The 22,685-nt window shown below is 37.3% G+C and carries 27 protein-coding genes and 1 riboswitch; of the genes, 17 read left to right on the top strand and 10 right to left on the bottom strand.

What is annotated here, in order from left to right; all coding sequences use genetic code 11:
* Window positions 1-123 precede the first annotated feature (123 nt).
* Window positions 124-1,515, top strand: a complete 1,392-nt coding sequence (locus DJ533_RS13645) for a Do family serine endopeptidase (RefSeq protein WP_065994903.1) — start codon at window positions 124-126, stop codon at window positions 1,513-1,515.
* A 131-nt stretch (window positions 1,516-1,646) separates the two neighbouring features.
* On the opposite strand, the gene DJ533_RS13650 is transcribed toward DJ533_RS13645, so the two are convergent.
* From DJ533_RS13650 to pabC, 4 genes are all read right to left on the bottom strand, one after another.
* Complete coding sequence (locus DJ533_RS13650; protein ID WP_065994904.1) at window positions 1,647-2,063, bottom strand: PaaI family thioesterase; 417 nt, start codon at window positions 2,061-2,063, stop codon at window positions 1,647-1,649.
* Between the two features lie 333 nt (window positions 2,064-2,396).
* The gene (gene tmk, locus DJ533_RS13655) at window positions 2,397-2,996 is read right to left on the bottom strand and encodes a dTMP kinase (protein WP_065994905.1); all 600 of its coding nucleotides are present in this window, start codon (window positions 2,994-2,996) and stop codon (window positions 2,397-2,399) included.
* Between the two features lie 8 nt (window positions 2,997-3,004).
* Complete coding sequence (gene mltG / locus DJ533_RS13660; protein WP_065994906.1) at window positions 3,005-4,060, bottom strand: endolytic transglycosylase MltG; 1,056 nt, start codon at window positions 4,058-4,060, stop codon at window positions 3,005-3,007.
* The gene (pabC, locus tag DJ533_RS13665; RefSeq protein ID WP_065994907.1) at window positions 4,053-4,877 is read right to left on the bottom strand and encodes an aminodeoxychorismate lyase; all 825 of its coding nucleotides are present in this window, start codon (window positions 4,875-4,877) and stop codon (window positions 4,053-4,055) included. Before pabC ends, mltG begins: the two co-directional genes overlap by 8 nt.
* Window positions 4,878-5,037: 160 nt before the next feature.
* Between pabC and DJ533_RS13670 the strand changes: the two genes are divergently transcribed.
* The 6 genes from DJ533_RS13670 to DJ533_RS13695 all read left to right on the top strand — a co-directional run bounded on the left by DJ533_RS13670 (window position 5,038) and on the right by DJ533_RS13695 (window position 10,545).
* Window positions 5,038-6,045, top strand: a complete 1,008-nt coding sequence (locus DJ533_RS13670; protein ID WP_065994958.1) for a sulfate ABC transporter substrate-binding protein — start codon at window positions 5,038-5,040, stop codon at window positions 6,043-6,045.
* A gap of 32 nt (window positions 6,046-6,077) precedes the next feature.
* Window positions 6,078-6,683 (top strand): RBBP9/YdeN family alpha/beta hydrolase, encoded by a 606-nt coding sequence (locus DJ533_RS13675; protein ID WP_065994908.1) that lies wholly within the window; start codon window positions 6,078-6,080, stop codon window positions 6,681-6,683.
* Between the two features lie 82 nt (window positions 6,684-6,765).
* Window positions 6,766-7,599, top strand: a complete 834-nt coding sequence (gene cysT / locus DJ533_RS13680; RefSeq protein WP_065994909.1) for a sulfate ABC transporter permease subunit CysT — start codon at window positions 6,766-6,768, stop codon at window positions 7,597-7,599.
* Window positions 7,596-8,489, top strand: a complete 894-nt coding sequence (cysW, locus tag DJ533_RS13685; RefSeq protein ID WP_065994910.1) for a sulfate ABC transporter permease subunit CysW — start codon at window positions 7,596-7,598, stop codon at window positions 8,487-8,489. Before cysT ends, cysW begins: the two co-directional genes overlap by 4 nt.
* An 11-nt stretch (window positions 8,490-8,500) precedes the next feature.
* Window positions 8,501-9,562, top strand: coding sequence for a sulfate/molybdate ABC transporter ATP-binding protein (locus DJ533_RS13690; protein WP_065994911.1), 1,062 nt, complete (start codon window positions 8,501-8,503; stop codon window positions 9,560-9,562).
* 53 nt (window positions 9,563-9,615) lie between these two features.
* Window positions 9,616-10,545 (top strand): CysB family HTH-type transcriptional regulator, encoded by a 930-nt coding sequence (locus DJ533_RS13695; RefSeq protein ID WP_065994912.1) that lies wholly within the window; start codon window positions 9,616-9,618, stop codon window positions 10,543-10,545.
* A 213-nt stretch (window positions 10,546-10,758) separates the two neighbouring features.
* Here the strand turns inward: DJ533_RS13695 and carO are convergent, their stop codons facing one another.
* Window positions 10,759-11,505 (bottom strand): ornithine uptake porin CarO, encoded by a 747-nt coding sequence (carO, locus tag DJ533_RS13700; RefSeq protein ID WP_065994913.1) that lies wholly within the window; start codon window positions 11,503-11,505, stop codon window positions 10,759-10,761.
* Between the two features lie 296 nt (window positions 11,506-11,801).
* On the opposite strand from carO, the gene dapD reads away from it, so the two are divergent.
* Both dapD and queE read left to right on the top strand, forming a co-directional pair.
* Window positions 11,802-12,623, top strand: a complete 822-nt coding sequence (gene dapD / locus DJ533_RS13705; RefSeq protein ID WP_065994914.1) for a 2,3,4,5-tetrahydropyridine-2,6-dicarboxylate N-succinyltransferase — start codon at window positions 11,802-11,804, stop codon at window positions 12,621-12,623.
* Between the two features lie 93 nt (window positions 12,624-12,716).
* Window positions 12,717-13,427, top strand: coding sequence for a 7-carboxy-7-deazaguanine synthase QueE (gene queE, locus DJ533_RS13710; RefSeq protein ID WP_065994915.1), 711 nt, complete (start codon window positions 12,717-12,719; stop codon window positions 13,425-13,427).
* Window positions 13,428-13,442: 15 nt separating this feature from the next.
* Here the strand turns inward: queE and filA are convergent, their stop codons facing one another.
* Complete coding sequence (filA, locus tag DJ533_RS13715; RefSeq protein ID WP_065994916.1) at window positions 13,443-14,312, bottom strand: putative pilus system protein FilA; 870 nt, start codon at window positions 14,310-14,312, stop codon at window positions 13,443-13,445.
* Window positions 14,313-14,528: 216 nt separating this feature from the next.
* Here filA and queC point away from each other — a divergent pair, with 216 nt between their 5' ends.
* The 3 genes from queC (at window position 14,529) to DJ533_RS13730 (ending at window position 16,162) form a co-directional block, all read left to right on the top strand.
* The gene (queC, locus tag DJ533_RS13720) at window positions 14,529-15,197 is read left to right on the top strand and encodes a 7-cyano-7-deazaguanine synthase QueC (protein ID WP_065994917.1); all 669 of its coding nucleotides are present in this window, start codon (window positions 14,529-14,531) and stop codon (window positions 15,195-15,197) included.
* Between the two features lie 16 nt (window positions 15,198-15,213).
* Window positions 15,214-15,618 (top strand): hypothetical protein, encoded by a 405-nt coding sequence (locus DJ533_RS13725; RefSeq protein WP_065994918.1) that lies wholly within the window; start codon window positions 15,214-15,216, stop codon window positions 15,616-15,618.
* 82 nt (window positions 15,619-15,700) lie between these two features.
* Window positions 15,701-16,162 (top strand): peroxiredoxin, encoded by a 462-nt coding sequence (locus DJ533_RS13730; RefSeq protein WP_065994919.1) that lies wholly within the window; start codon window positions 15,701-15,703, stop codon window positions 16,160-16,162.
* 113 nt (window positions 16,163-16,275) lie between these two features.
* Here DJ533_RS13730 and DJ533_RS13735 read toward each other — a convergent pair whose 3' ends face one another.
* Window positions 16,276-17,007, bottom strand: coding sequence for a carbonic anhydrase (locus DJ533_RS13735; protein ID WP_065994920.1), 732 nt, complete (start codon window positions 17,005-17,007; stop codon window positions 16,276-16,278).
* Window positions 17,008-17,327: 320 nt separating this feature from the next.
* Window positions 17,328-17,488, top strand: a riboswitch (FMN riboswitch).
* Between the two features lie 103 nt (window positions 17,489-17,591).
* On the opposite strand from DJ533_RS13735, the gene ribB reads away from it, so the two are divergent.
* On the top strand, window positions 17,592-18,251 hold the full coding sequence (gene ribB / locus DJ533_RS13740) for a 3,4-dihydroxy-2-butanone-4-phosphate synthase (protein WP_065994921.1): 660 nt from the start codon (window positions 17,592-17,594) through the stop codon (window positions 18,249-18,251).
* Between the two features lie 138 nt (window positions 18,252-18,389).
* On the opposite strand, the gene DJ533_RS13745 is transcribed toward ribB, so the two are convergent.
* Window positions 18,390-18,998 carry a LysE family translocator gene (locus tag DJ533_RS13745; RefSeq protein ID WP_065994922.1) on the bottom strand — a complete coding sequence of 203 codons (609 nt, stop codon included), beginning with the start codon at window positions 18,996-18,998 and terminating at the stop codon, window positions 18,390-18,392.
* A 34-nt stretch (window positions 18,999-19,032) separates the two neighbouring features.
* On the bottom strand, window positions 19,033-19,536 hold the full coding sequence (locus DJ533_RS13750) for a DUF1289 domain-containing protein (RefSeq protein ID WP_065994959.1): 504 nt from the start codon (window positions 19,534-19,536) through the stop codon (window positions 19,033-19,035).
* Window positions 19,537-19,651: 115 nt separating this feature from the next.
* Between DJ533_RS13750 and trhO the strand changes: the two genes are divergently transcribed.
* The 4 genes from trhO (at window position 19,652) to DJ533_RS13770 (ending at window position 22,283) form a co-directional block, all read left to right on the top strand.
* Window positions 19,652-20,584, top strand: a complete 933-nt coding sequence (trhO, locus tag DJ533_RS13755; RefSeq protein WP_065994923.1) for an oxygen-dependent tRNA uridine(34) hydroxylase TrhO — start codon at window positions 19,652-19,654, stop codon at window positions 20,582-20,584.
* Between the two features lie 219 nt (window positions 20,585-20,803).
* The gene (locus tag DJ533_RS13760) at window positions 20,804-21,085 is read left to right on the top strand and encodes a hypothetical protein (RefSeq protein ID WP_081406133.1); all 282 of its coding nucleotides are present in this window, start codon (window positions 20,804-20,806) and stop codon (window positions 21,083-21,085) included.
* Between the two features lie 97 nt (window positions 21,086-21,182).
* Window positions 21,183-21,791 carry a DedA family protein gene (locus DJ533_RS13765; protein ID WP_065994925.1) on the top strand — a complete coding sequence of 203 codons (609 nt, stop codon included), beginning with the start codon at window positions 21,183-21,185 and terminating at the stop codon, window positions 21,789-21,791.
* Window positions 21,792-21,869: 78 nt separating this feature from the next.
* On the top strand, window positions 21,870-22,283 hold the full coding sequence (locus DJ533_RS13770) for an ABZJ_00895 family protein (RefSeq protein WP_065994926.1): 414 nt from the start codon (window positions 21,870-21,872) through the stop codon (window positions 22,281-22,283).
* Here the strand turns inward: DJ533_RS13770 and DJ533_RS13775 are convergent.
* Window positions 22,280-22,672 (bottom strand): MerR family transcriptional regulator, encoded by a 393-nt coding sequence (locus DJ533_RS13775; protein WP_065994927.1) that lies wholly within the window; start codon window positions 22,670-22,672, stop codon window positions 22,280-22,282. The two genes, DJ533_RS13770 and DJ533_RS13775, sit on opposite strands and share 4 nt — an antisense overlap.
* Between the last annotated feature and the right edge of the window lie 13 nt (window positions 22,673-22,685).

Genomic DNA, 22,685 nt, shown 5'->3' on the forward strand with positions numbered 1-22,685 from the left:
CATTTTTTAAGTAAAGTATTGTTTTTTAAAAATATAGAAACATTTTATTACGCAACACTGTACATTTGTATGTTACAAAACGACTATGTCAATAAAGAACAAAATTTGTAGGTTTACTATCTCATGAAAAATGGCTTTATACAAAAAGGAATGTATGCGGCTGTATTTACAGTTGCAGCAACACAAGTACAAGCACAAGCACCTGTTGATTTCTCAAACTTGGTGGAACAAGTTAGCCCTGCTGTCGTCAGCGTTAATGTTGTAAAAAAGATGACGCAGGAAGAATTATTACAACAACAAGTTCCTGAGATCTTAAAACGTTTTTTTGGTAATCAAATTATTATTCCCCAACAACAAATTCCCCAAGAAAAAACTGGCTATGGCAGTGCCTTTTTCATCAGCAAAGATGGTTATTTAGTAACTAACCACCATGTAGTCGAAGATGCTTCAAAAGTAACTATTGTGCTGAATGATCGTCGTGAAATTGATGCCAAAGTAATCGGCAGTGATGAGCGTACAGACATTGCACTATTGAAAGTAGAGGGGGCGAATTTTCCTTCATTAAGCACAGGCAATGTTGATCAACTCAAAGTGGGGCAACCCGTACTAGCAATTGGTTCACCATTCGGCTTTGATTACTCAGCATCGGCAGGGATTGTCAGCGCTAAATCACGTAATATGATGGGTGAAACGTCAGTACCATTTATTCAAACCGATGTAGCTTTAAATCCAGGCAACTCAGGAGGTCCACTGTTTAACCAGCAAGGACAGGTGGTAGGCGTTAACTCACGGATTTTTAGTGGTACAGGCGGTTATATGGGCTTGTCATTCTCCATCCCAATCGATGTGGCAATGGATGTGGTCAGCCAGTTGAAAACTAATGGTAAAGTGACGCGTTCATATTTGGGCGTGATGCTACAAGATATTGACCGTAATTTAGCAGAAGCTTATAAACTAGATAAACCAGAAGGCTCTTTGATTACTCAAGTTGCAGCAGGTTCACCTGCAGACAAAGCTGGTTTTAGAGCGGGTGATGTGATCATGAAATACAATGGTTCACCAATTTCACGTACTAGTGAGTTGTTGAACTATCTCAACCGCACACAGCCAAAACAAACGGTACAGCTCGAAGTTTTACGTGATGATAAAGCCAAAGTCATTACAGCAACTTTAACTACTGCACCAGACGACACCCCGGCAAAAAGTGAAAATGCCGTTACATCTGCTAAGAAAAAAGGACCGACACTTGGGGTAGCTATTCGCGCATTAAACGAAGTTGAAAAATCTCGTTTAGGTGTGAAAGGTGGGGTCTTGATTCAGGATGTGACACGTGGCGGTTTGGCAGCACAATCTCGTCTTCTTGCAGGAGATATTGTGACACAAATCAATTCTAAACCAATTTTAAATGCCAATGATTTTGTTGAAGCGGTATCAGAGCTCAAAGCGAATACCGTTGCGCGCGTGGCAATTATCCGTGAAGGACAACATGCTATGTTAGGTTTACGCATCCAATAATATATTGCAACAAATAAATCACGCTTAAGAAATAACTGATAGGAAATAGTCTTCAAATCGACTATTTCCTATTTTAAATATTACTGTTTTAAAATGCTATTTGACGTTTCTATTCTATTTAAATCTAAACCTTATCTTTTTGGAGGAATGGAATAAGTGCCTGTGACATGTGCCACAGGTTGCTCTTGATCAATGGAATAGATCCAAACTTCACCTACAATCAAAGCTTGCCCCACTTTCATCAATTTACAGACACCACGTAAGTCCACACCACCTGATGGTTTACGCAAGAAATTAATATTTAAATTGGTGGTGACTGCTAAACCTACAATGCCTATTTCCCCTAAGATTGCGACATATAAAGCAAAATCAGCCAGTGTCATCATAGTAGGTCCTGAAATGGTTCCACCTGGACGAATATCTGTGCCACTCACGTGCCAAATCAAAGTTGCACCGCATTCAGTCACCTCTTCAATTTCACATTTTTCTAAACTCGGTGGAAAATGTACGGTTAAAAAATCAATAATTTCCTGTTTGCTACTTTTCATTTCTATCTATCCCTAAGCTATTGCTTTATTTCATGACCTTGTCAATATAAATGTTTTTGTGAATAGACTTAAGAACTCTTGGGTTCACTTTTTGATTGATAAGGAAAATCTTTGCCAATGCTTTTATTTTGTTCTATTTTAAAACCACTTATAAAATAATTTCTTATAAAAACTATGCAGATATATTAGGTTTTATAATGAGAAAAACTTTTATTTTTAGAGGTGAATTGCTTAGGAAAAATAACAGAAGCTTTGGGTTCCTGTAATTTCTCCATTCTGTACATAGTCAAGCAATTTTAATTTGGAAATTGTGATTAAGCTTAAAATTTTAAATTATTCCAAATAACTTAATGCTTCTGCAAAAACCGCATCCTCAGTTTGAGTCGCATCCAAACGCTTCATACGCTCGGGATCTCGTGCATGAATTTCTGCAAATCCTGAACGTACCGATTCAAAGAAGGTTACTTTTTCTTGTTCAAAGCGATCTAAAGCACCCCGCTCTCTCGCACGAGTCATTCCTAATTCAATCGGTGCATCTAACCAAAAAGTTAAATCAGGCATTTGAGCGACAAAATTTTCATTTAACAGGTGTAGCTTGTCACGACTCAAACCACGTCCCGCACATTGATAGGCAAAGCTTGAATCGATAAAACGATCACACAAGACGATCTTACCCGCTCCCAAAGCAGGTAAAATCACCGCTTCGATATGCTGTGCACGTGCTGCATACATCAGCAATAACTCTGTATCATTGCTCATTTTTTCATCATGATTGACTGACAACAATAACGAACGTATTTGCTCAGCAAGTGGTGTTCCACCAGGTTCTCGTGTCAATACAACATCTTTACCCTGTTGTTGAAAATATTCAAACAATCTACGAATCAGTGTGGTTTTTCCTACACCTTCTGTGCCTTCAAAACTAATAAACATAGTAACTCCTAATTTTTTGAACGCATCACAGAAAGATATTCTTGTACTGCACGATTATGATCCGCCAAATTGGCTGAAAATTTATGCCCACCATTACCTGTAGCAACAAAGTAAATATTATCAGTGTTGTCAGGATGCATCGCAGCTTCAATGGCTTTTTTACTTGGCAAAGCAATCGGTGTAGGTGGTAAGCCATTGATGGTATAGGTATTATAAGCTGTTGGTGTACGTAAATCTTGTTTAGTGATATTGCCTTTGTAGCTGTCACCCATACCATAAATCACGGTTGGATCTGTTTGCAAACGCATTCCTAATTTTAAACGGCGTACAAAAACGCCAGATACTTGACGAAGCTCGCTGTCTACACTGGTTTCACGTTCAATAATTGATGCCATAATCAAAGCTTGATATTTATTTTCATAAGGCAACCCTTGATCACGTTTTTCCCACGCAGCATCTAAAATTTTCATTTGACGCTGATATAAATCAGTCAAAATCTTTTTGTCACTTGCGCCTTTATCAAAGAAGTAAGTATCTGGGGCAAACAAACCTTCTGGATGATCATAAGGAATATTTAAAGCTTTTAGCATTTCAGCAGTACTTAGATGTGCAATTTCAGTTTTAACATACTGATCTTTTTTCAGGGTGTTGAGTAACTGTTTTGTTGTAGTGCCTTCAATGACTAAAACACGATTCATTTGCGCATTATCAGCATCAGACACCATCAGCAAAACTTGGCGCATGTTCATGCCTTTTGAAACTTCATAAACACCTGCTTTCATGGTGTCATGAATAAAAACCTTACGATAGAGCTTTAAAATAATCGGAAAATTTACTTTATGGTCTTTGGCGAGTTGATCAATAAAACCCGTATAAGTATCACCTTGATCAATTACGAGTTTTTGCTTGGCACCGTCTACAGGATAGGCTTTAAACAAGCTCATTTTCAAAATGATGGCAACCAAAATTAAAGCTGCAATCAATACAACTGCAACGCCTTTATAGAATTTGTTTTGTGCATTTTTCGGCACTTTTTTATTGGTTTTTGCAGGAGTCTTAGGCATGAGATTTAAACAAATGTAATTGCAAAGTTTCAAATAATTCAACACAAGGTTGAAGCGCTAAAGGTTTGCCATCCAAAGTTTGAGCAATTTTCATAGGGCTTAACGCATTACAAAAAAATAGACTTTGAATCGCTGGTATTTCATGGATAGAAACATAACGATGTTCACATGAAATATGCTGTTGTTGCATACGTTGTAAGATTTCCGCACGCATCACACCATGCACGCCATTATAACGGAGTTCGGGGCTAATCCATGTATTGTTTATTTGAATAAAACAATTACTGCTCACTCCTTCAACAATACGATCTTGCACATCCACCGCCAAAGCTTCCAACCAACCTCGTTCATGCGCTTCTTTTTTTAACATCACTTGTTCAAGACGATTTAAGCTTTTTACACCAACCAATGGCGGCATGCTCAATCCGATGCGCTGTGTCAAAACACCACTGTTTATATATTCGGGCTGAAAATCTTGGGTTGTATGCGGATAATAAAATACGTATAAGTCAGCCGCATGATCGGGTATCAAATAACCCCGCTGCCCTTCGCCACGACTCAGCACAATTTTTAAAGTGCCATTTAAGTATGTGAATTTCTGGGTTAATTGTGTCAACGTCTGATCTAAAATAGACCAATCTGTCTGTAAAAATAATTTTTCAGCAGCATCCATTAAACGCTGATGATGACGTTGTTCCAACTCGATGTGATTTTGATGAATACGTGCCGTAGTAAAACAACCGTCTCCATACTGAAAAGCCCGATCAAAAACTGATAGAGAATCAACAGCTTGACCATTTCTATAAGCATATACCATGTTTATTTTCCTAAAAAAATACTGACTCTCACCCTATTTAAAAGCCAATCTTATGCGTTTTTATTCATATAAAATTCGTTTTTTATTATTTTTTATGGATAAAGACTGGCGTTATGCTGCATCCATATTAACGAAATTAACAATATTTGGGGCATTATCCATGCAATTTTCAAAGTTAAAATTAGCAGTCGCAGCAACTTTAATCTCTGTGTCTACTTTCTCGTCAGCAGCCAAAGATTTTTTAAATGTATCTTATGACCCAACCCGTGAATTATACGATAACTTTAATAAACAATTCGCTGGGTATTGGAAATCAAAAACTGGTCAAGAAATCAACTTTAAACAATCGCATGGTGGTTCAGGCAAACAAGCACGTGCTGTGATTGATGGTTTAAGTGCGGATGTGGTCACTTTAGCGTTGGCTGCGGATATTGATGCTATTGCGGACAAGACCAATTTATTACCCAAAGATTGGCAAAAAAAATTTCCACAAAACTCAACACCTTATACCTCAACCATCGTATTTTTAGTGCGTAAAGGTAATCCAAAAGGCATTAAAGACTGGGGCGATTTAGTAAAACCAGGCGTAGACATCATTACTCCAAATCCAAAAACCTCAGGTGGCGCACGCTGGAACTATTTGGCAGCATGGGCATGGGCAAAACACAAATATGGTTCTGATGCGAAAGCACAAGATTTTGTTCGTCAAATCTACAAGCAAACCAAAGTATTAGACTCTGGTGCACGTGGTGCAACCACTACATTTGCAGAACGTGGCATTGGTGATGTGTTATTGGCTTGGGAAAATGAAGCATTTTTAGCACAACGTGAGCAGCCGAATAAATTTGAAATTATTACTCCCTCTCTTTCAATTTTAGCTGAGCCTCCTGTGGCGATCGTTGAGAAAAATGCAGAAAAAAATGGCAACCTAAATCTTGCTAAAGCGTATTTAAATTATTTGTATTCACCTGCGGGTCAAGAAATTGCAGCAAAAAACTTTTATCGTCCTCGTAATGCTGCCACTTTGAAAAAATATGCGACCACATTTAGACCCTTAAAATTAGTCACCATTGATCAAGAGTTTGGTGGCTGGACAAAAGTACAAAAGCAACATTTTGAAAATAATGGTGTTTTTGATCAAATCGTAAAAGCAAATTCTGCTAAGTAATCTGTTAAGTTAAAGAGCAAAGGAGCATTAACATGATTCATACCGTAATTGTTCCCGGTGTTGGTGGCAGTGATTATGATCATTGGCAATCTTGGTTACAACGCCAACTCCCCTCTTGCTCTCGTGTACAACAAAAGGATTGGCAGCATCCTGTTTTAGCAAATTGGATTGAAAATTTTGTAAAAACCGTAAACCAAGCAGACGCACCTTTACAAATCGTTGCGCATAGTTTTGGCTGTTTGACCAGTGTTGCAGCATTAGCACAACATCCTGAATTACAGTCAAAAATTAAAAAAATGATTTTAGTTGCACCTGCCAATCCTGCGCGTTTTGGCGAAGCAGGATTTGCTCGAAATAGTATTGGAAATTATGCTGAATATTTTCAAAATCTTCGTATAGATGTTCCTGTTGATATGCTTATTTCTGAAAATGACCCTTGGTTAAGTTTTGGAGATGCACAAGTACTGGCAAAAGCTTGGAAAGTTAAACCACGTAATCTAGGTCAAGTGGGTCATATCAATGTCGCTTCAGGGTTTGGCGCTTTCCCTGAAATTTTTGATCATTTAATTACACGCTCAACTCTTCCTTATATCAGTAATATTGATGAGAACAAGTTGTATTTTAAATTTGCTATTTGAATATTGCCTTTTAAGCTTGACAAAAGTTTTTAGTTTATTGGCTTGTTGGTTTCAACAAGCTTTCTCTCTTTGAGGAGTAGTCATGTCGCAGCGATCCCGAGTGCTGCCAGGATTTGGTCTTTCACTAGGCTTCACCCTTGCGTATCTATCTTTAATCGTACTGATACCGTTATCTGCCGTCTTCATAAAATCATTAGGTGTAGGTTGGGAAGGTCTTTGGGAAATTCTCAGTTCTGAACGTATTTTAAAATCTCTTCAACTGAGCTTTAGTACTGCCATTGTTGCCGCCCTGATTAATGTCGTGTTTGGTTTATTATTGGCTTGGTGTTTAGTGCGCTATACCTTTCCTGGTAAGCGTATTGTGGATGCTTTAGTCGATTTACCTTTTGCATTGCCTACAGCAGTTGCGGGTATTGCCTTAACATCTTTATATGCGCCGACAGGTTGGATTGGGCAATATTTAGAACCTTTAGGAATTAAAGTCGCTTATACCCCGATTGGGATCACCTTAGCTTTGATTTTTATTGGGATTCCTTTTGTCGTGCGGACTGTGCAACCTGTACTGAGTGATTTTGAAACTGAGCTTGAAGAAGCGGCATCGGCATTGGGTGCGAATCGTTTTCAGATCATCACAAAAGTGATTTTACCTGTGCTATTTCCTGCACTTTTAACAGGTTTTGCTTTGGCATTTGCACGCGGTGTAGGTGAATATGGCTCTGTTATTTTTATTGCAGGCAATCAACCTTTTGAAACTGAAATTGCACCACTCATGATTATTTCTCGTTTAGAAGAATATGACTATGCAGGCGCAACAACTATTGCTGTAGTGATGTTGGTGATTTCATTTGCAATTTTATTTGTGATTAATCTGGTTCAAGCATGGGCGAGTCGCCGTACAGGGAGAACTGCACGATGAGCTTAACAACCAATAGTAATACTTTGGCTGAAAAACTTCAGTCACGTGATGCAACCCGTGAACCAAGATGGGTACGCTATACTCTTCTTAGTATTGCTTTAATTTTCTTTCTAAGCTGCTTGATTTTACCTTTGATTTTAGTGTTCGTTGAAGCCTTTAAACAAGGTTTAACCGTTTATGTAGAAGCTTTAGTGAACCCAGATACCTTATCGGCAGTCAAATTAACACTGCTTACGGCTGCAATCGCAGTACCATTGAATGTAATTTTTGGTGTGGCTGCAGCATGGTGTGTTGCCAAGTTTAACTTTAAAGGTAAAGCGATTTTAACCACCATTATTGATACACCATTTTCAGTATCGCCCGTCATTGCAGGTTTAATGTTGGTCTTAATTTTCGGTTCACAGGGTTGGCTTGGCGGCTGGTTAATGGACAATGACATTAAAATTTTATATGCAACCCCTGCGATTGTACTTGCAACTGTATTTATTACTGTGCCTTTTGTTGCGCGTGAATTGATTCCTTTAATGGAAGCACAAGGCACTGAAGAAGAAGAAGCAGCAATTGTACTTGGCGCTTCAGGATGGCAGACCTTTTGGAAGGTGACTTTACCCAATATCAAATGGGGTCTGATCTATGGAGTGATTTTGTGTAATGCACGTGCAATGGGTGAGTTTGGTGCAGTTTCCGTGGTTTCTGGACATATTCGTGGTGAAACCAATACCTTGCCGTTACATGTAGAAATTTTATACAACGAATATACCTTTAGTGCTGCATTTGCAGTGTCATCGCTGTTGGCTTTATTGGCAATTATTACCCTGATTTTAAAAACATGGGTTGAGTTCCGCCAAGAAAAACAAAACCAAAGCAAAGATGATTTAACAGTTTCTTAAGGAATAACCGCATGAGTATTCAAGTTAAAAATATTGAAAAACACTTTGGGGCATTCCATGCACTCAAAGACATCACTTTAGATTTTCCTGACGGTCAATTGGTTGCCTTACTGGGACCATCAGGTTGTGGTAAAACCACATTGCTACGCATCATTGCTGGTTTAGAGTCTGCAGATCGTGGGCAAATTGTGCTTGAAGGTCAAGATGCCACAAATGTGCATGTGCGTGAACGTCAAGTTGGTTTTGTATTTCAACACTATGCTTTGTTCCGTCATATGACTGTATATGACAATATTGCTTTTGGTTTACGTGTCCGTCCACGTTCAACTCGCCCAAGTGAAGCTGAGATTAAAAAACGTGTGACACGTTTACTCGACCTTGTGCAACTTGGTTTCTTAGCGGATCGCTATCCTGCGCAATTATCTGGTGGGCAACGTCAACGTATTGCGTTGGCACGTGCTTTAGCCGTTGAACCGCGTGTGTTATTGCTCGATGAGCCTTTTGGAGCTTTGGATGCCAAAGTGCGTAAAGAACTGCGCCGTTGGTTACGTACCTTACATGATGAATTACACATTACTTCTATCTTCGTGACCCATGACCAAGAAGAAGCTTTAGAGGTAGCTGACCAAATCGTGGTGATGAACAAAGGGGATATTGAGCAAATTGGTTCACCACGAGAAGTTTATGAAAAACCAGCGACACCATTTGTATTTGACTTTTTAGGTCAAGCTAATCGTTTTGAAGGAGAAAATCGTCAAGGTACGATTTATTTAGGTGAAGATCGTATTCAACTAGCATCTGCAAAAAATACCGCAGAAGGTAAAGTGATTGCATTTGCGCGTCCTGATGAACTGACGATTCATACGCAACCCACTGAAAATGCCATTCAAGCAACCTTTTTACGTGAAGTTTGGATCGCAGGAAAAGTCATGGCGGAATTACATGATCGTCAAGGTAATTTGATTGAAATTTCTTTAAATTCAGAAGAAGCGAAACTCCATAAATTTAGACCAAATCAAACGGTTTGGCTCAGCCCTTCCACTTTACACTTATTTGAAAATCAAGTTGCATAGTGCGCTATACGGATGAGTGCCAAACACTCATCCAAGATTGAGGTATTGATTAAATGAACTTTCAACAATTACGAATTATTCGAGAAACAGTTCGACAAAATTATAATTTAACTGAAGCTTCTGCGGCTTTATATACATCACAGTCTGGTGTAAGTAAACATATCAAAGACTTAGAAGATGAGCTCGGTGTACAACTGTTTGTTCGTAAAGGTAAACGTTTACTTGGCTTAACTGAACCGGGTCAAGCGTTATTAAGTATTGTTGAACGAATGCTGATTGATGCAGACAATATCAAACGCCTCGCTGATGACTTCAATAAAGTTGATGAAGGAACATTAACGATTGCTACAACACATACCCAAGCACGTTATGTGTTACCGCCGATCGTCAATCTATTTAAAAAAGCTTTTCCCAAAGTACATTTAATTTTGCAACAAGCCAGTCCTGTTGAAATCTCTGAAATGTTGCTTTTGGGTCTTGCGGATATTGGTATCGCCACAGAATCTTTAACGACTGAAGAGAATTTAGGAAGTGTGCCATTCTATGAATGGAAACACAGTATTATTACGCCACAAGACCATGCGCTGACCAAACTTAATTCCAAAGAAATCACTTTGGAAAAGTTAGCTGAATACCCAATCATTACCTATCATGGTGGTTTTACTGGACGTGCAAAAATTGACAAAGCATTCCAAGATGCTGAACTAGATGTGGATATCGTTATGTCAGCGCTCGATGCCGATGTTATTAAAACCTATGTTGAACTCGGTATGGGTGTCGGTATAGTCAATGATGTCGCATATGATCTTGAACGTGATCATCGCCTTAAACAAATTAATACCGATATTTTTGGTGTAAATACAACATGGATCGCTGTGCGTAAAGGACATTTATTACGTGGTTATGGCTATGAATTTATTTCTTTATGCTCCCCTGAGGCAGATATTAAAGCACTCAAGAAAATTGCTTATCCTGAAGATTAAAGAGTTATATTTGATAGTGTTTCAAAAAGTATACTGATTATATTTTACTCACCAATTAAATATCATGACGCTTTGCAAATACAGTGAATTTTATTGATATATTTTCATTTTTCTATTGAAAGATTTGATTAGCATACAATTTAGAACACCACCAAAAATCCATGATTCAAATAAAAAACGAGCCGAAGCTCGTTTTTTATTTATATAAAAGTTTTACCAGTTATAACTTACACCAATTTTACCCACTGGCATCCACTCATACTTATCATCATTCTCAATTTTATTTGCTTCATCGATTACAGCTTGGCCTAAAGTACGACCATCATCACCAATTAATTTAGGATGACTAGAGACTAATTGAACCGATGGGTTTCCAGTATAATAAGCACCTACTTCACCAAAAACACCAATATTTTTAGTAATTTTAGGAGCAAAACCAAAACCTAGGTATGGTGCAATATCATTGTCATATTGTTGACTACCTTTAATTGAAACATTGTCATTTAAACCAGCGTTAAAGCGCGATCCATCAACTTTAAATGATGCATTAGTACCTATATTTCTTTTTAAATCATAATCATTATCTACATAACCAACACCAGCTGCCACATATAGACCTTGTGCCCATACATTTTGACTTGCGCCCCATGGACGAATCTCAGCATTTAAATAAGCAAGACTATTGTCCATATCCATATCGTATGTTGAGCCATTTACTTTAATGTCATCAGACCAAGAAATGTCACCACCATTATAACCTAGAGCCAAACCAACGTATGGGTTTGCAGTCCAAAGTAAAGCACCACCGTAACCTGTTGTACCGACTTCAGCACGTACACCAGTTGGGATTAATTGATTTTTATCAAAAGCATAACCACTTTGTACAACTTGATCATCAGCCATTGCAAAACCCGATGCAGATAATGCTGTTGCTACTGCCAATACTTTTAACATTTTCATAGATGTCTCCTCAAAAAGGCTTTTTAATCATTGCTATATTTTTGACTCATATTCATCATATGCTAAAAGTGTTTGCGAAAAAATATACATATTGATGATTTTTTGTTAACTTTTGATACAAATATGCTTAATTAATTGAATTTAATACTTTACAATAGCAATAAATTAAGAATTAGACGAACAAAAATTAAACGAAGTTTGAATGTGTGATATTTTTTTATAAAATTCTGTTTTTTTATCTCATTCGATATCTTTTGGTGTAAAATCTTTGCAAATTTTTTTGGATGAAAAAAATCATGTCTCAGCTTTCAATTCTGATTGAGCAAGCGTTTGAAGACCGTGCAAATTTTACAGCAGCGACTTGCCCTGCTGAAATCCGTCAAGCAGTTGAGGAAGTAATTGCTGGCTTAGATAATGGTAAGCTTCGTGTAGCAGAAAAAATTGAAGGTAAATGGGTTGTTCATCAATGGCTGAAAAAAGCTGTTTTATTATCATTTAAAATCAACGACAACAAGCCTATTGAATCATGTGATCTTCGTTTCTATGATAAAGTGGATACCAAGTTTAATGGTTGGACAGATGAACAATTTAAAGCAGCTAGTGTACGTGTAGTACCGCCTGCAGTTGCACGTAAAGGTTCTTTCCAAGCTAAAAATGTGGTATTAATGCCATCTTATGTCAATATTGGTGCTTATGTCGATGAAGGCACTATGGTTGACACTTGGGCAACTGTTGGCTCATGTGCTCAAATTGGTAAAAATGTTCACTTATCTGGTGGTGTGGGTATTGGTGGTGTTTTAGAGCCATTACAAGCCAACCCAACCATTATTGAAGATAACTGTTTCATTGGCGCACGTTCTGAAATCGTTGAAGGTGTGATCGTTGAAGAAGGTTCTGTGATTTCAATGGGTGTGTTTATTGGTCAATCTACTAAAATCTATGACCGTGAAACTGGTGAGATCCATTATGGTCGTGTACCTGCAGGCTCTGTAGTTGTGTCTGGTAGCCTTCCATCTAAATGTGGTAAATATAGCTTATATGCTGCAATTATCGTGAAAAAAGTTGATGCGAAAACCCGTGCTAAAACTAGCTTAAACGATTTATTGCGCGAAGATTAATTTTTTATTATTCACGAAACTTGTTAAGTTTCTCATCTCTATACTCAGACATGAGTATGGGGATTTTTCATTTTGTAATCTGTGGTAAAAGTCATGACTTCTCTTCGTTCTTCGTCTATTCATGTTTCTGATCCGTCTGCAGGGTTACGTATCACAGAGATTTTCTATTCTTTGCAAGGTGAAGCCAATGCTGCGGGCTTACCCACTGTCTTTATTCGTTTAACTGGTTGTCCTTTGCGCTGTACTTATTGTGATACAACTTATTCTTTTGAAGGCGGTGAGCGTCAGTCTTTAGAAGATATTATTCAGACAACGCTGAGCTTTCAAACGCCTTATATTTGTGTAACGGGTGGTGAGCCTTTGGCGCAGCCTAATGCGCTGCCTCTTATGACTCGTCTTGCTGATCTAGGCTGTGAGGTTTCATTAGAAACCAGTGGTGCGTTAGATGTATCTAAAGTAGATCCACGTATTTCTAAAGTATTAGACTTAAAAACACCGACATCTGGCGAATCGCATCGTAATTTACTCAGTAACCTAGAGCATCTAACCTTAAAAGATCAAATTAAATTTGTAATTTGTAATCGTGAAGACTATGACTGGGCAAAACAGCAAATGGCTGAGTTTCAACTCAATAAAAAAGTGAGTACGGTGTGGTTCTCTCCTGCCTTTGCAGTTGAAAAAGGGGCTGTACGTCTGCCACAATTGGCACGTGATCTTGCACAATGGATTTTAGATGACCATCTCCCTGTTCGTTTCCAATTACAATTACACAAACTGTTATGGAATGATGAAACAGGAAGATAGGCTAAAAGAAAATACTTAGTGTCCTGAAACTGTAAGCGTAGTTCCATTCAGGTTCACGCCATTTAGCTCAACATCGCCAAAAGCTTTAGCATTTGCATCACCTGCACGTGCCCCCCAAATCATTGCATTAAATCCGTTAGTATCACCTAGCTTATTCACATTCAATTTTAAGCCTTCTGGAGCTACGCCAGCTGTGATATCAAAATCTAAATTTGTAATACCAAACTGACCTGGCGTTGAGTTCGCGATTGAAATATTATCCAACGCTAAACTACCACCTCCCCCAATATCGTTTAACTTATATCCAGTAATAGTTAAACCATTTTTGAATATACCTGATAATTTTAATATCCCACCTTGTGGTGTAGCACCCAATTGAATATTGGTTTTCATATTAGAAATATAAAACTGCATATTATCTAAAATTTTTGTAGGATTAGCCACTCCTCGAGTTACACCTGTTTTTTGTTTAGATGCTCCGACCCATATATCACCCGTATTAATTGTAAGATCTTGTGGTAATCTCACACCAATATTCAAGAATGGACCTGTTGTTGTAGTCCCTGCATCTGTATCAATGTCTAAAATAACATTAATATTTGCAGAGCCTGAAGACAATGACAGTGGATTAGTCCCGATACCCCCTGCTGTCCCTAACATTATTGCTCCTGCTTTTTTAGTTCCTCCAAGCAAGGTATTATCAAAACCATCGTTATCGTGATAAATAACATCAGCTTGAATAGGTCCTGTTGGTAGAATACTAATGGTTAAGCCATCTTGACCTGTCAGCGATGAAAGTACTTCATCATCTAATGCTTCAAGTGCCCATGTTGGTGAACTTGTAAGGATTAAACCGAGCATCCCTAAACAAGATATCTTTTTCATTTTTTTTATCCCTATCAATTTTTATTGATTGCTTTGACTACAAATCATTCAAATGCCTGTCTATTATAATTAAGCTAATACACAATTCAATCACATCATTGCCATTTATTTGCATATTAATCGACATAACTGGCTTCATTTTTGTAATTCAGATAAACAGCAAGAAACAAGCTATAATACTTTCTTGCTTTTTTGAATATTTTTGTGGAGTGAGATATGCGCCCTCGTGCCGTAGTTTTATTGTCTGGTGGTTTAGATTCAACAACTTGTTTAGCTTGGGCGCAAGCACGTTATGATTGTATCGCTTTAAGTTTCATGTATGGACAACGTTCAACCACCGAACTTGATGCAGCACGTGCAATTACCCAAAACGCAGGTGTAGAACATCGTGTGATCAATATTGATCTGGGAAATTTAGGTGGTTCTGCACTGACTGACCATAATATTGATGTACCTGATCATGAAACAGAGGGTATTCCTGTAACTTATGTTCCAGCACGTAACACCATTTTCTTATCTTATGCTTTGGCTGCGGCTGAGGTTTTTGGCGCTGAGGCGATCGTGATTGGGATCAATGCTGTTGATTATTCAGGATATCCTGACTGTAGACCTGAATATATCGAAGCTTTTGCCAATATGGCACGCCTAGCAACCAAAGTGGGTATTGAAGGCAAACCACTTAAATTTGAAACACCTCTGTTACATTTATCCAAAGCGAATATAATACGTTTAGGTATAGAACATGGCGTAGACTATAGCCAAACGGTTTCCTGTTACCAAGCAGATGACCAAGGACGTGCGTGTGGAAAATGTGATAGCTGCCGCCTCAGAAAACAAGGCTTTAGCGATGCAGGGGTTACTGACCCAACACGTTATATACAGTAATAACAAGGTACAGTTTATGAAAAACTTAAAATCAGGTATTTTTCTTTCAACTTTATTTTCTGCGGCAGCTTTATTTGGTACAACTGCGCAAGCAGACAATAATGCTTTACAACAAGCCTATAAAAGCTCAAATGTAAAATCAGCATTAATTGGTGTATGTAAAACTGAAACTGCGAAAGGTGGTAAATTGACGAGTGCTGAAGTCAGCAAATACTGTACTTGTGCAATTGAATCTGATGGTAAACTAACCAATGATCAAAAATGGCAAATTCAAAGCACGATTAACCAGAAGAAAAGCCCTTCAACTTTAGCTTTTGTACAAAAGCAAAACCAAGAACTTCAGTCATGTTTTGGTCCTCAGTTAACAGGTAAATTAAAAACTTTAACTGAAGCAGCAATGAAAGCAGCTGAGAAAAAATAAGTTGTAATGAATTGAAAATAAGCCACATTTTTGTGGCTTATTTTTTTAGAGGTCGCATAATAGAATAAATGAGGAGAATCGTATGTCTGAAAATATTCAATTACCTAAGCAAAACTTTACAAGTACCCAAGGTGAAATTAATCTAAGCCAAATCACAGCTGACTGGCTAATTCTTTATTTTTATCCAAAAGATAATACCCCTGGTTGTACTACGCAAGCGGTTGGTTTTTCAGCACTAAAAGATCAGTTTGATGCGCTAAACACGACCATTATCGGGGTTTCTCGCGACTCTGTAAAAACGCATCAAAATTTTACTGAAAAACAGTCATTAACCATTAACTTGATTAGTGATCAAGATGAAAGTTTATGTAAACACTTTGATGTAATTAAAGAAAAAAATATGTATGGAAAAAAAGTGATGGGAATTGAACGCTCGACTTTCATTTTTCATAAAGGTCAGCTCGTCAAAGCATATCATAAAGTGAAAGCTGCGGGACATGCCGAAATTGTACTAGACGATTTAAAAGCTCTACAAAATAATTAGACATTTTAGTGTTTGAATCATTCACCACAAAATTATTTAAAATATTTTCTATGCTTAAATAAAGAGAAAATTAAAAGACATAGCTCAAAACTATGTCTTTTAATATGAGTTTTTTATTCTAAAATCATTCGCGCATTTACAGGTTGAACAGGTCGATTATTTGGATGACTTAATAGTTGAGTAAAAGCATTCAGCTGTGCCTCAGATGCAGATTGAATCTCTTTTAATACAATCCATCTCACACCTTCTGTACAGGGTGGTGTTGTTAAAGAACCATTGAAACGATAATAATCCAGCTTCTTCGGTAAGAAACTTGCCGCACTCAAATTACCAGTGAATGTAAAGCTTTGCCCTGCCTGTTTTGGCAAATTACTCCATATTTTCGCTAAACTGGGATTGACTTGACTTTGTTGATACATCACTGCAACCACAGCCAACTCTCCTTGTGCGTTGGCATGCACCAAATGCATTTCCATTGGGTAGCTCACCCCATTGATTTTATTTTCACTTGGACTATGTAAATGGAATTGTTTTAAAACGAACTCTTGACCATCTAAAGTCAACGTATTTCCTGTATTAAAGTCTACCTGAATCGTATGACCATTATTCACAATTGATTTTGCATTGGCAGCATAATTAAACTTTAAAGGTTCAAGCTTTGCTGAAGTTGTATTTTTAATATCAATTGGAGATTGATTTAAACCCGAACAGGCATGATATTTTTCACTTAAACTTGCCCATTTGTCAGGTGCATTATTGGTTTCATATCCCCAATCGCTTGCTTCACCCGCATGAGCGGTTACTACCAAAGTGCAAGCATATAAACTCAATAGAATTTTTTTCACAAAAGCCTCTTATTTTAAATATAAAAAATTGTCACTTTAACTCTAATTGAATTGCTAAAGTGCATATTTATTTTAGATTGAATGAATATTCAACTTTAAATTATATAATTTATCAAAAGCTAAATACAAAACTATTAAATAATAAACACTTACAATTATCAATGATAAAAATCATCAGTTTCAACAAGATCTATTTTCTAGATTTACTTGCAAATTCACATGATATTTTTGAAGATTTTTATTGATATTTTTATAATCATCTCACGCCTAATTCTCTAAAAAGCTCAAACCTTTGAACAAAATAGATTATAATCAATCTACATCGCTTCAGGGCGGGGTGAAATTCCCCACCGGTGGTAATTTAAATACGTTCTTTAGAACATATTTTTTCAGCCCACGAGCCTTCCATTTTTTATAAAATGATAGGCAGATTTGGTCAAAGCCAAAGCCGACGGTATAGTCCGGATGAAAGAAGACGACGTTACTTTTGAGTAGATTCATAGTTTGAGTCTATTTTGTTACGCCACTATTTCACATGTCCTGAAATGTTCAACCGTATTTTTTATTTTTACGAGAGCGTTTCAATGTCTAGTTTAATTCAACCCGAAATTTTCTTTTCAGCACTTTCCCCTGCTGAGCAACGTATCCAACAAGCTTTAGAAGATATGCGTCAAGGCAAACCTGTCTTGGTCATGGACGATTTTGATCGTGAGAATGAAGCCGATTTGATTGTTGCAGCAGAAACACTCAATGTCGAAACCATGGCACGTATGATTCGTGATGGCTCAGGTATTGTCTGCCTTACATTAACCTCTGAACTTGCCGACCATCTTGAATTACCTCCTATGGTTGAGGACAATTCAAGTCATTTCAAAACTGCTTTTACAATAACAATTGAGGCAGCAGAAGGTGTAACCACAGGCGTTTCTGCTAAAGATCGTGTTACCACCATTCAAGCGGCTATTCAAGATGGTGCTATTGCAAGTGACTTAAATCGCCCTGGACATATCTTCCCTTTACGTGGTCGTGATGGCGGTGTTTTAGCACGTCGTGGACATACTGAAGGTTCTATTGATTTGGCACGTATGGCTGGCTTAAAGCCTGCGGGCGTACTGTGTGAAGTGACTAATCCTGACGGTACAATGGCTTCAGGGATTCAAGTGCTCGCTTATGCTCAAACGCATAACTTAACACTCATTACCATCGAAGAAATTGTGCAATATCGTTTAGCACATAATCTTTAATTCACTCAATATTTGAATAAAATCAAGTCCCAAGATCATCAGATGTTGGGATTTTTTAGTACATTAATCTACTTCGCTTTCCACAGTTCCGAGTCAGATAGACGCACAACATTCGTTATTGTTACTGGTGAATGTTCTTCAAAACCACACAGAATAAATACCATATAACGCAACGGCGATCAAAATCACACCGCAACCGAGTAATATTTTATGATAAATCTTGGACTTAGATAGTGCATTAAATCCTAGATAAACCACGGATAAGGTCGCAAAATCTAAAATAATCCAACTCAAAGTCAGTAAGATTAAACTCTGATCTAAATTGTGCGTCACATGCGTAAATTGCGGAAAAAATGAGGCAAAGAAAATAATATCTTTGGGGTTGGAAATACCGACAAGAAAACCTTGTTTAAACCCACCTTGAACTTGACTCGAAATTTCATGTGCTTGCTGCGTTTGGCTCAAGGCTTCTCGCACGATTTGCACACCTAGATAGGCAATATAGAGACAACCTAGGATTTTGATCAGATCAAACCAATGACTGGAAATATTTAAAAAACCTTTCAAAATCAAAACTGAAGTTGCGATCAACACCAATGATGCGAGATTTGTTCCCACGATCGTATGCAGTGCTTTCTTATTCCCACTTTTCAAACCTGCACTTGCCACCAATAGCATCACAGGTCCGGGTGTTGCAATCATGATGATCACGGCAACGCAATATAAAATATAGGCTGAAAAATCCAAGACTTATCCAAATAAAAACTGAGAATTGATTTGATTATAAAGAATGCAATTCTTCATCTTCTTCCATTATTTTCAATAAATTATGACGAATGCCATCTGCACGTAACCATGCCAAATCATAACTTGCCGTTGCCAAAGCCAAAACACGGCGTTCAAATTCATCCCATAAAGGCTTCACTTGTTTAGAGCTAATCCCCAAACCACTTTCATCTGCAAGTGAACGATTTTTTTCACATATTTTTAAAGCATGATAAAGCTTACGCCCTTTTGATGCAGCATCTAATACTCGCACGCGCTTACTCGAAATAAACCCTTCGACATGTTTAAGCTGAGCAAAAGGTAACATCGGCACTAAAATTTGATCAAGTTGAGCATCTAAACGTTTCCAAACCGCTAAACGTTGTTCAGGTGTATAAGTGTTCCACTGAATCACTTCATGATTAAAACGTCGACACCCCCGACAAACCGAATCACCAAAAACCGTTGAACAACGTCCTACACACGGTGTTAAAGATGGAATTCGACTTTTATTGCTCAAAACATTTTCCTCATTTAAAGCCATATTTATGCTATGGCTTTCTCGCAAAATTTTCTAATTCGGGCTAGAATACGCACCTAAATTTTTTCATATCTTAATACATTTGGAGTATTCCATGAACGCTACTGTAGAACAGCTTGCACCTGTAGAACAGCAAGCGACCACTGGTTGGGTTGTTGCAGCACTTTATCAATTCAAAGAAGTTCAAGATCCTGCAGATCTTCAACAACGTCTTTTAGATTTGGTAAAAACCATCAATCTATGCGGTACTCTAATTGTTGCAGGAGAAGGAATCAACGGAACTGTTGCAGGAGATCGTCAAGCGATTGATGTTATTCATCAATTTCTTTTAGACAATGGTTTTAACAACATGGAATACAAAGAGTCACACAGTGATGATAAACCTTTCCGTAAAATGAAAATCAAACTCAAAAAAGAAATCGTGACTTTAGGTGTTGAAGTAAAACCACGTGATTTGGTTGGACATTACCTAGATCCAAAAGAATGGAATGAACTGATCGCACGTGATGATGTCATTCTAATCGACACACGTAACGATTATGAATATAAAGCGGGTACTTTTAAGGGTGCAATTGACCCAAAAACTGAAACGTTCCGTGAATTTCCAGATTATGTGAAAAAAGAGCTTGAACAACACAAAGACAAAAAAATTGCGATGTTTTGTACAGGCGGTATTCGTTGTGAAAAATCAACCTCTTTACTGCTACAAGAAGGTTTCAATGAGGTTTATCACCTAAAAGGCGGTATTTTAAAATACTTAGAAGAAACCCCTGCAGATGAAAGCATGTGGGAAGGTGAATGTTTCGTTTTCGATGGTCGTACCGCTGTTACACATGGTGTTGAAGAAGGTATCAATGTGAAATGTCATGCGTGTGGTTGGCCTTTGACGCCAGATGAAGTGGCGTTACCAAGTTATGAACACGGTGTGTCTTGCGTATACTGTATTGACAAAACATCTGAAAAACAAAAAGAAGGTTTCCGCATGCGCCAGTCACAAATCGTGGCAGCCAAGCGTAAACGCTTATAAAATCATCTAATCTTACAAATTGTAATTAACCGCATAGTTTATGCGGTTTTTTTTACACATGAATTACATGATTTATAAATCTTATAAAATGTTGATACTAAAAATAAGCGCTTTGGACAGAAGCTTACAGATTTACTTGCTAATATCATAAGGATTAAATGGCTACTTTTTAAAGCTTTTTCATTTTGCTTTAAAAATTATTATAAGGAAATCAGTATTATGGAAAGAACCTCTTATCTTGCATCTGAAAGTATCAATTATCATTATTTAGATAATGTACCTACAACAACAATTAAAAAAATTAGAACCGAACTCGAACAAGAGTCACATATTTTTATAGTTTGCCTAGGTATGCTAATCGGAACGACTTTATCTTTATTTATTGGTTATCATCTTAATACCACATTAATGAATATTTTTTTATTAATGAGCTTGCCCGTTGCTTTAACTTATTGCTTACGTAAAATTTATATCCATACGCTGATTCATTATCAAGAATAATTTTTTAATATACAACATTTTACAAAGATACACGCAGCATCACTTTACGGAGTTTGTTACACACCATACTATAAATAGCGACTTCCTCAGTGATGCTATAAAAATGACTGAATGGATTATTTCCATTATGGAGCAATTGGGCTATTTCGGTATTGCCTTGCTCATGTTTTTAGACAATGTCTTCCCTCCTATTCCCTCAGAAATCATTATGCCTTCAGCAGGTCTTGCGGCTTCGCAAGGCAAGCTTGTACTGACAGGTGTGGTTATCGCAGGAAGTTTCGGCTCATTAATTGCTGCGGCGTTGTTGTATTGGATAGGTCATAAAATTTCCCAGAAAGTTTTATTTGCATGGGTTGAGCGTTATGGAAAATATCTTTTCTTAAAATCTGCTGATGTTGAGAAATCTTTGGATTGGTTTGAAAAATATGGACATCGTATCGTGTTTTTTGGACGTATGATTCCAGCCGTGCGTTCTTTGATCAGTATTCCTGCAGGGATGAGTGAGATGCCTTTTTGGAAGTTTATGCTATATAGCGGACTTGGCACGATCATTTGGACAACATTTTTAGCTTGTGTCGGATTTTATTTCGGTGAAAATCAAGCCTTAATGCATCAAATATTTAGCCGTGTAAGTTATATAATCATTGCAATTGTCGTCATAATTGTACTTTGGATTGTATATCGTCGATATCAGCGTAAACCTTAGGCTAAAACTCAGCACGCAAGCTCACTTAAAAAATGTTAGACTATAAGTCATTGCTTTGATTTATATTTAGGAATAAGAATGAAGCATTACTATTTACATTTTGCTGCTGTGTATGCCATTGCCTTAATTTTGCTTTTATTCATTCTTATTTTTATTTTCCCATTGGGTTATGCATCATTATTTCCAACGTTAATTCTTGCAGCATTGATCAGCATCCAGCATTTTTTTAAACGTGAACACCGTTTAGCTTCTTCCGAAGAAAAAATACAACTAATTTGGGGACTCAGTGCGGTTGCTATCGTGATTGGCAGCTTCTTTACTTTATTTTTAGTATTAATGAATCCCAATGCCGAACAAATTTTAAAATCAGCAGATCAAGCGGGTTTAGGCTTATCTGCTGTGATTATGTTATGTATGGTTGCAATCCATGCGGCAATATTTTCAATCGTTTATTTCATTTCTACAAAGTTATTTTTGAATAAAAAACATTAATGTTTCATGCCATATAGCTGCATAATCTTTTGAAATTTAGGACATTCCAAAGGATTATCAAAGGTACATTGGGCAACATGTCGCAAACCTGCTCTTAAAATATCAAGCTCTTGAATATATTGATCAATCATCTCAGCTTTTTTCAACAAAATATCTTTTGCAATTGGTGTATCTTTCATTGCCAGCATTTGTTTTAGTTCATCCAAACTAAATTCTGCCTTTTTACCTAAAGTAATCAACTGCAATGTTGCAATGACATTTTCAGAAAAAACTCGCTGTAAACCTTTACGTCCAATCGAGTGAATTAAGCCGATATCTTCATAATAACGCAAAGTTGAACTTGGAATTTTAACTAATGTTGCCAGCTCTGAAATTGTAATTTCTTGCATTGACTTAAAGCCA

This window comes from Acinetobacter defluvii (genome assembly GCF_001704615.3).
Lineage (GTDB): Bacteria > Pseudomonadota > Gammaproteobacteria > Pseudomonadales > Moraxellaceae > Acinetobacter > Acinetobacter defluvii.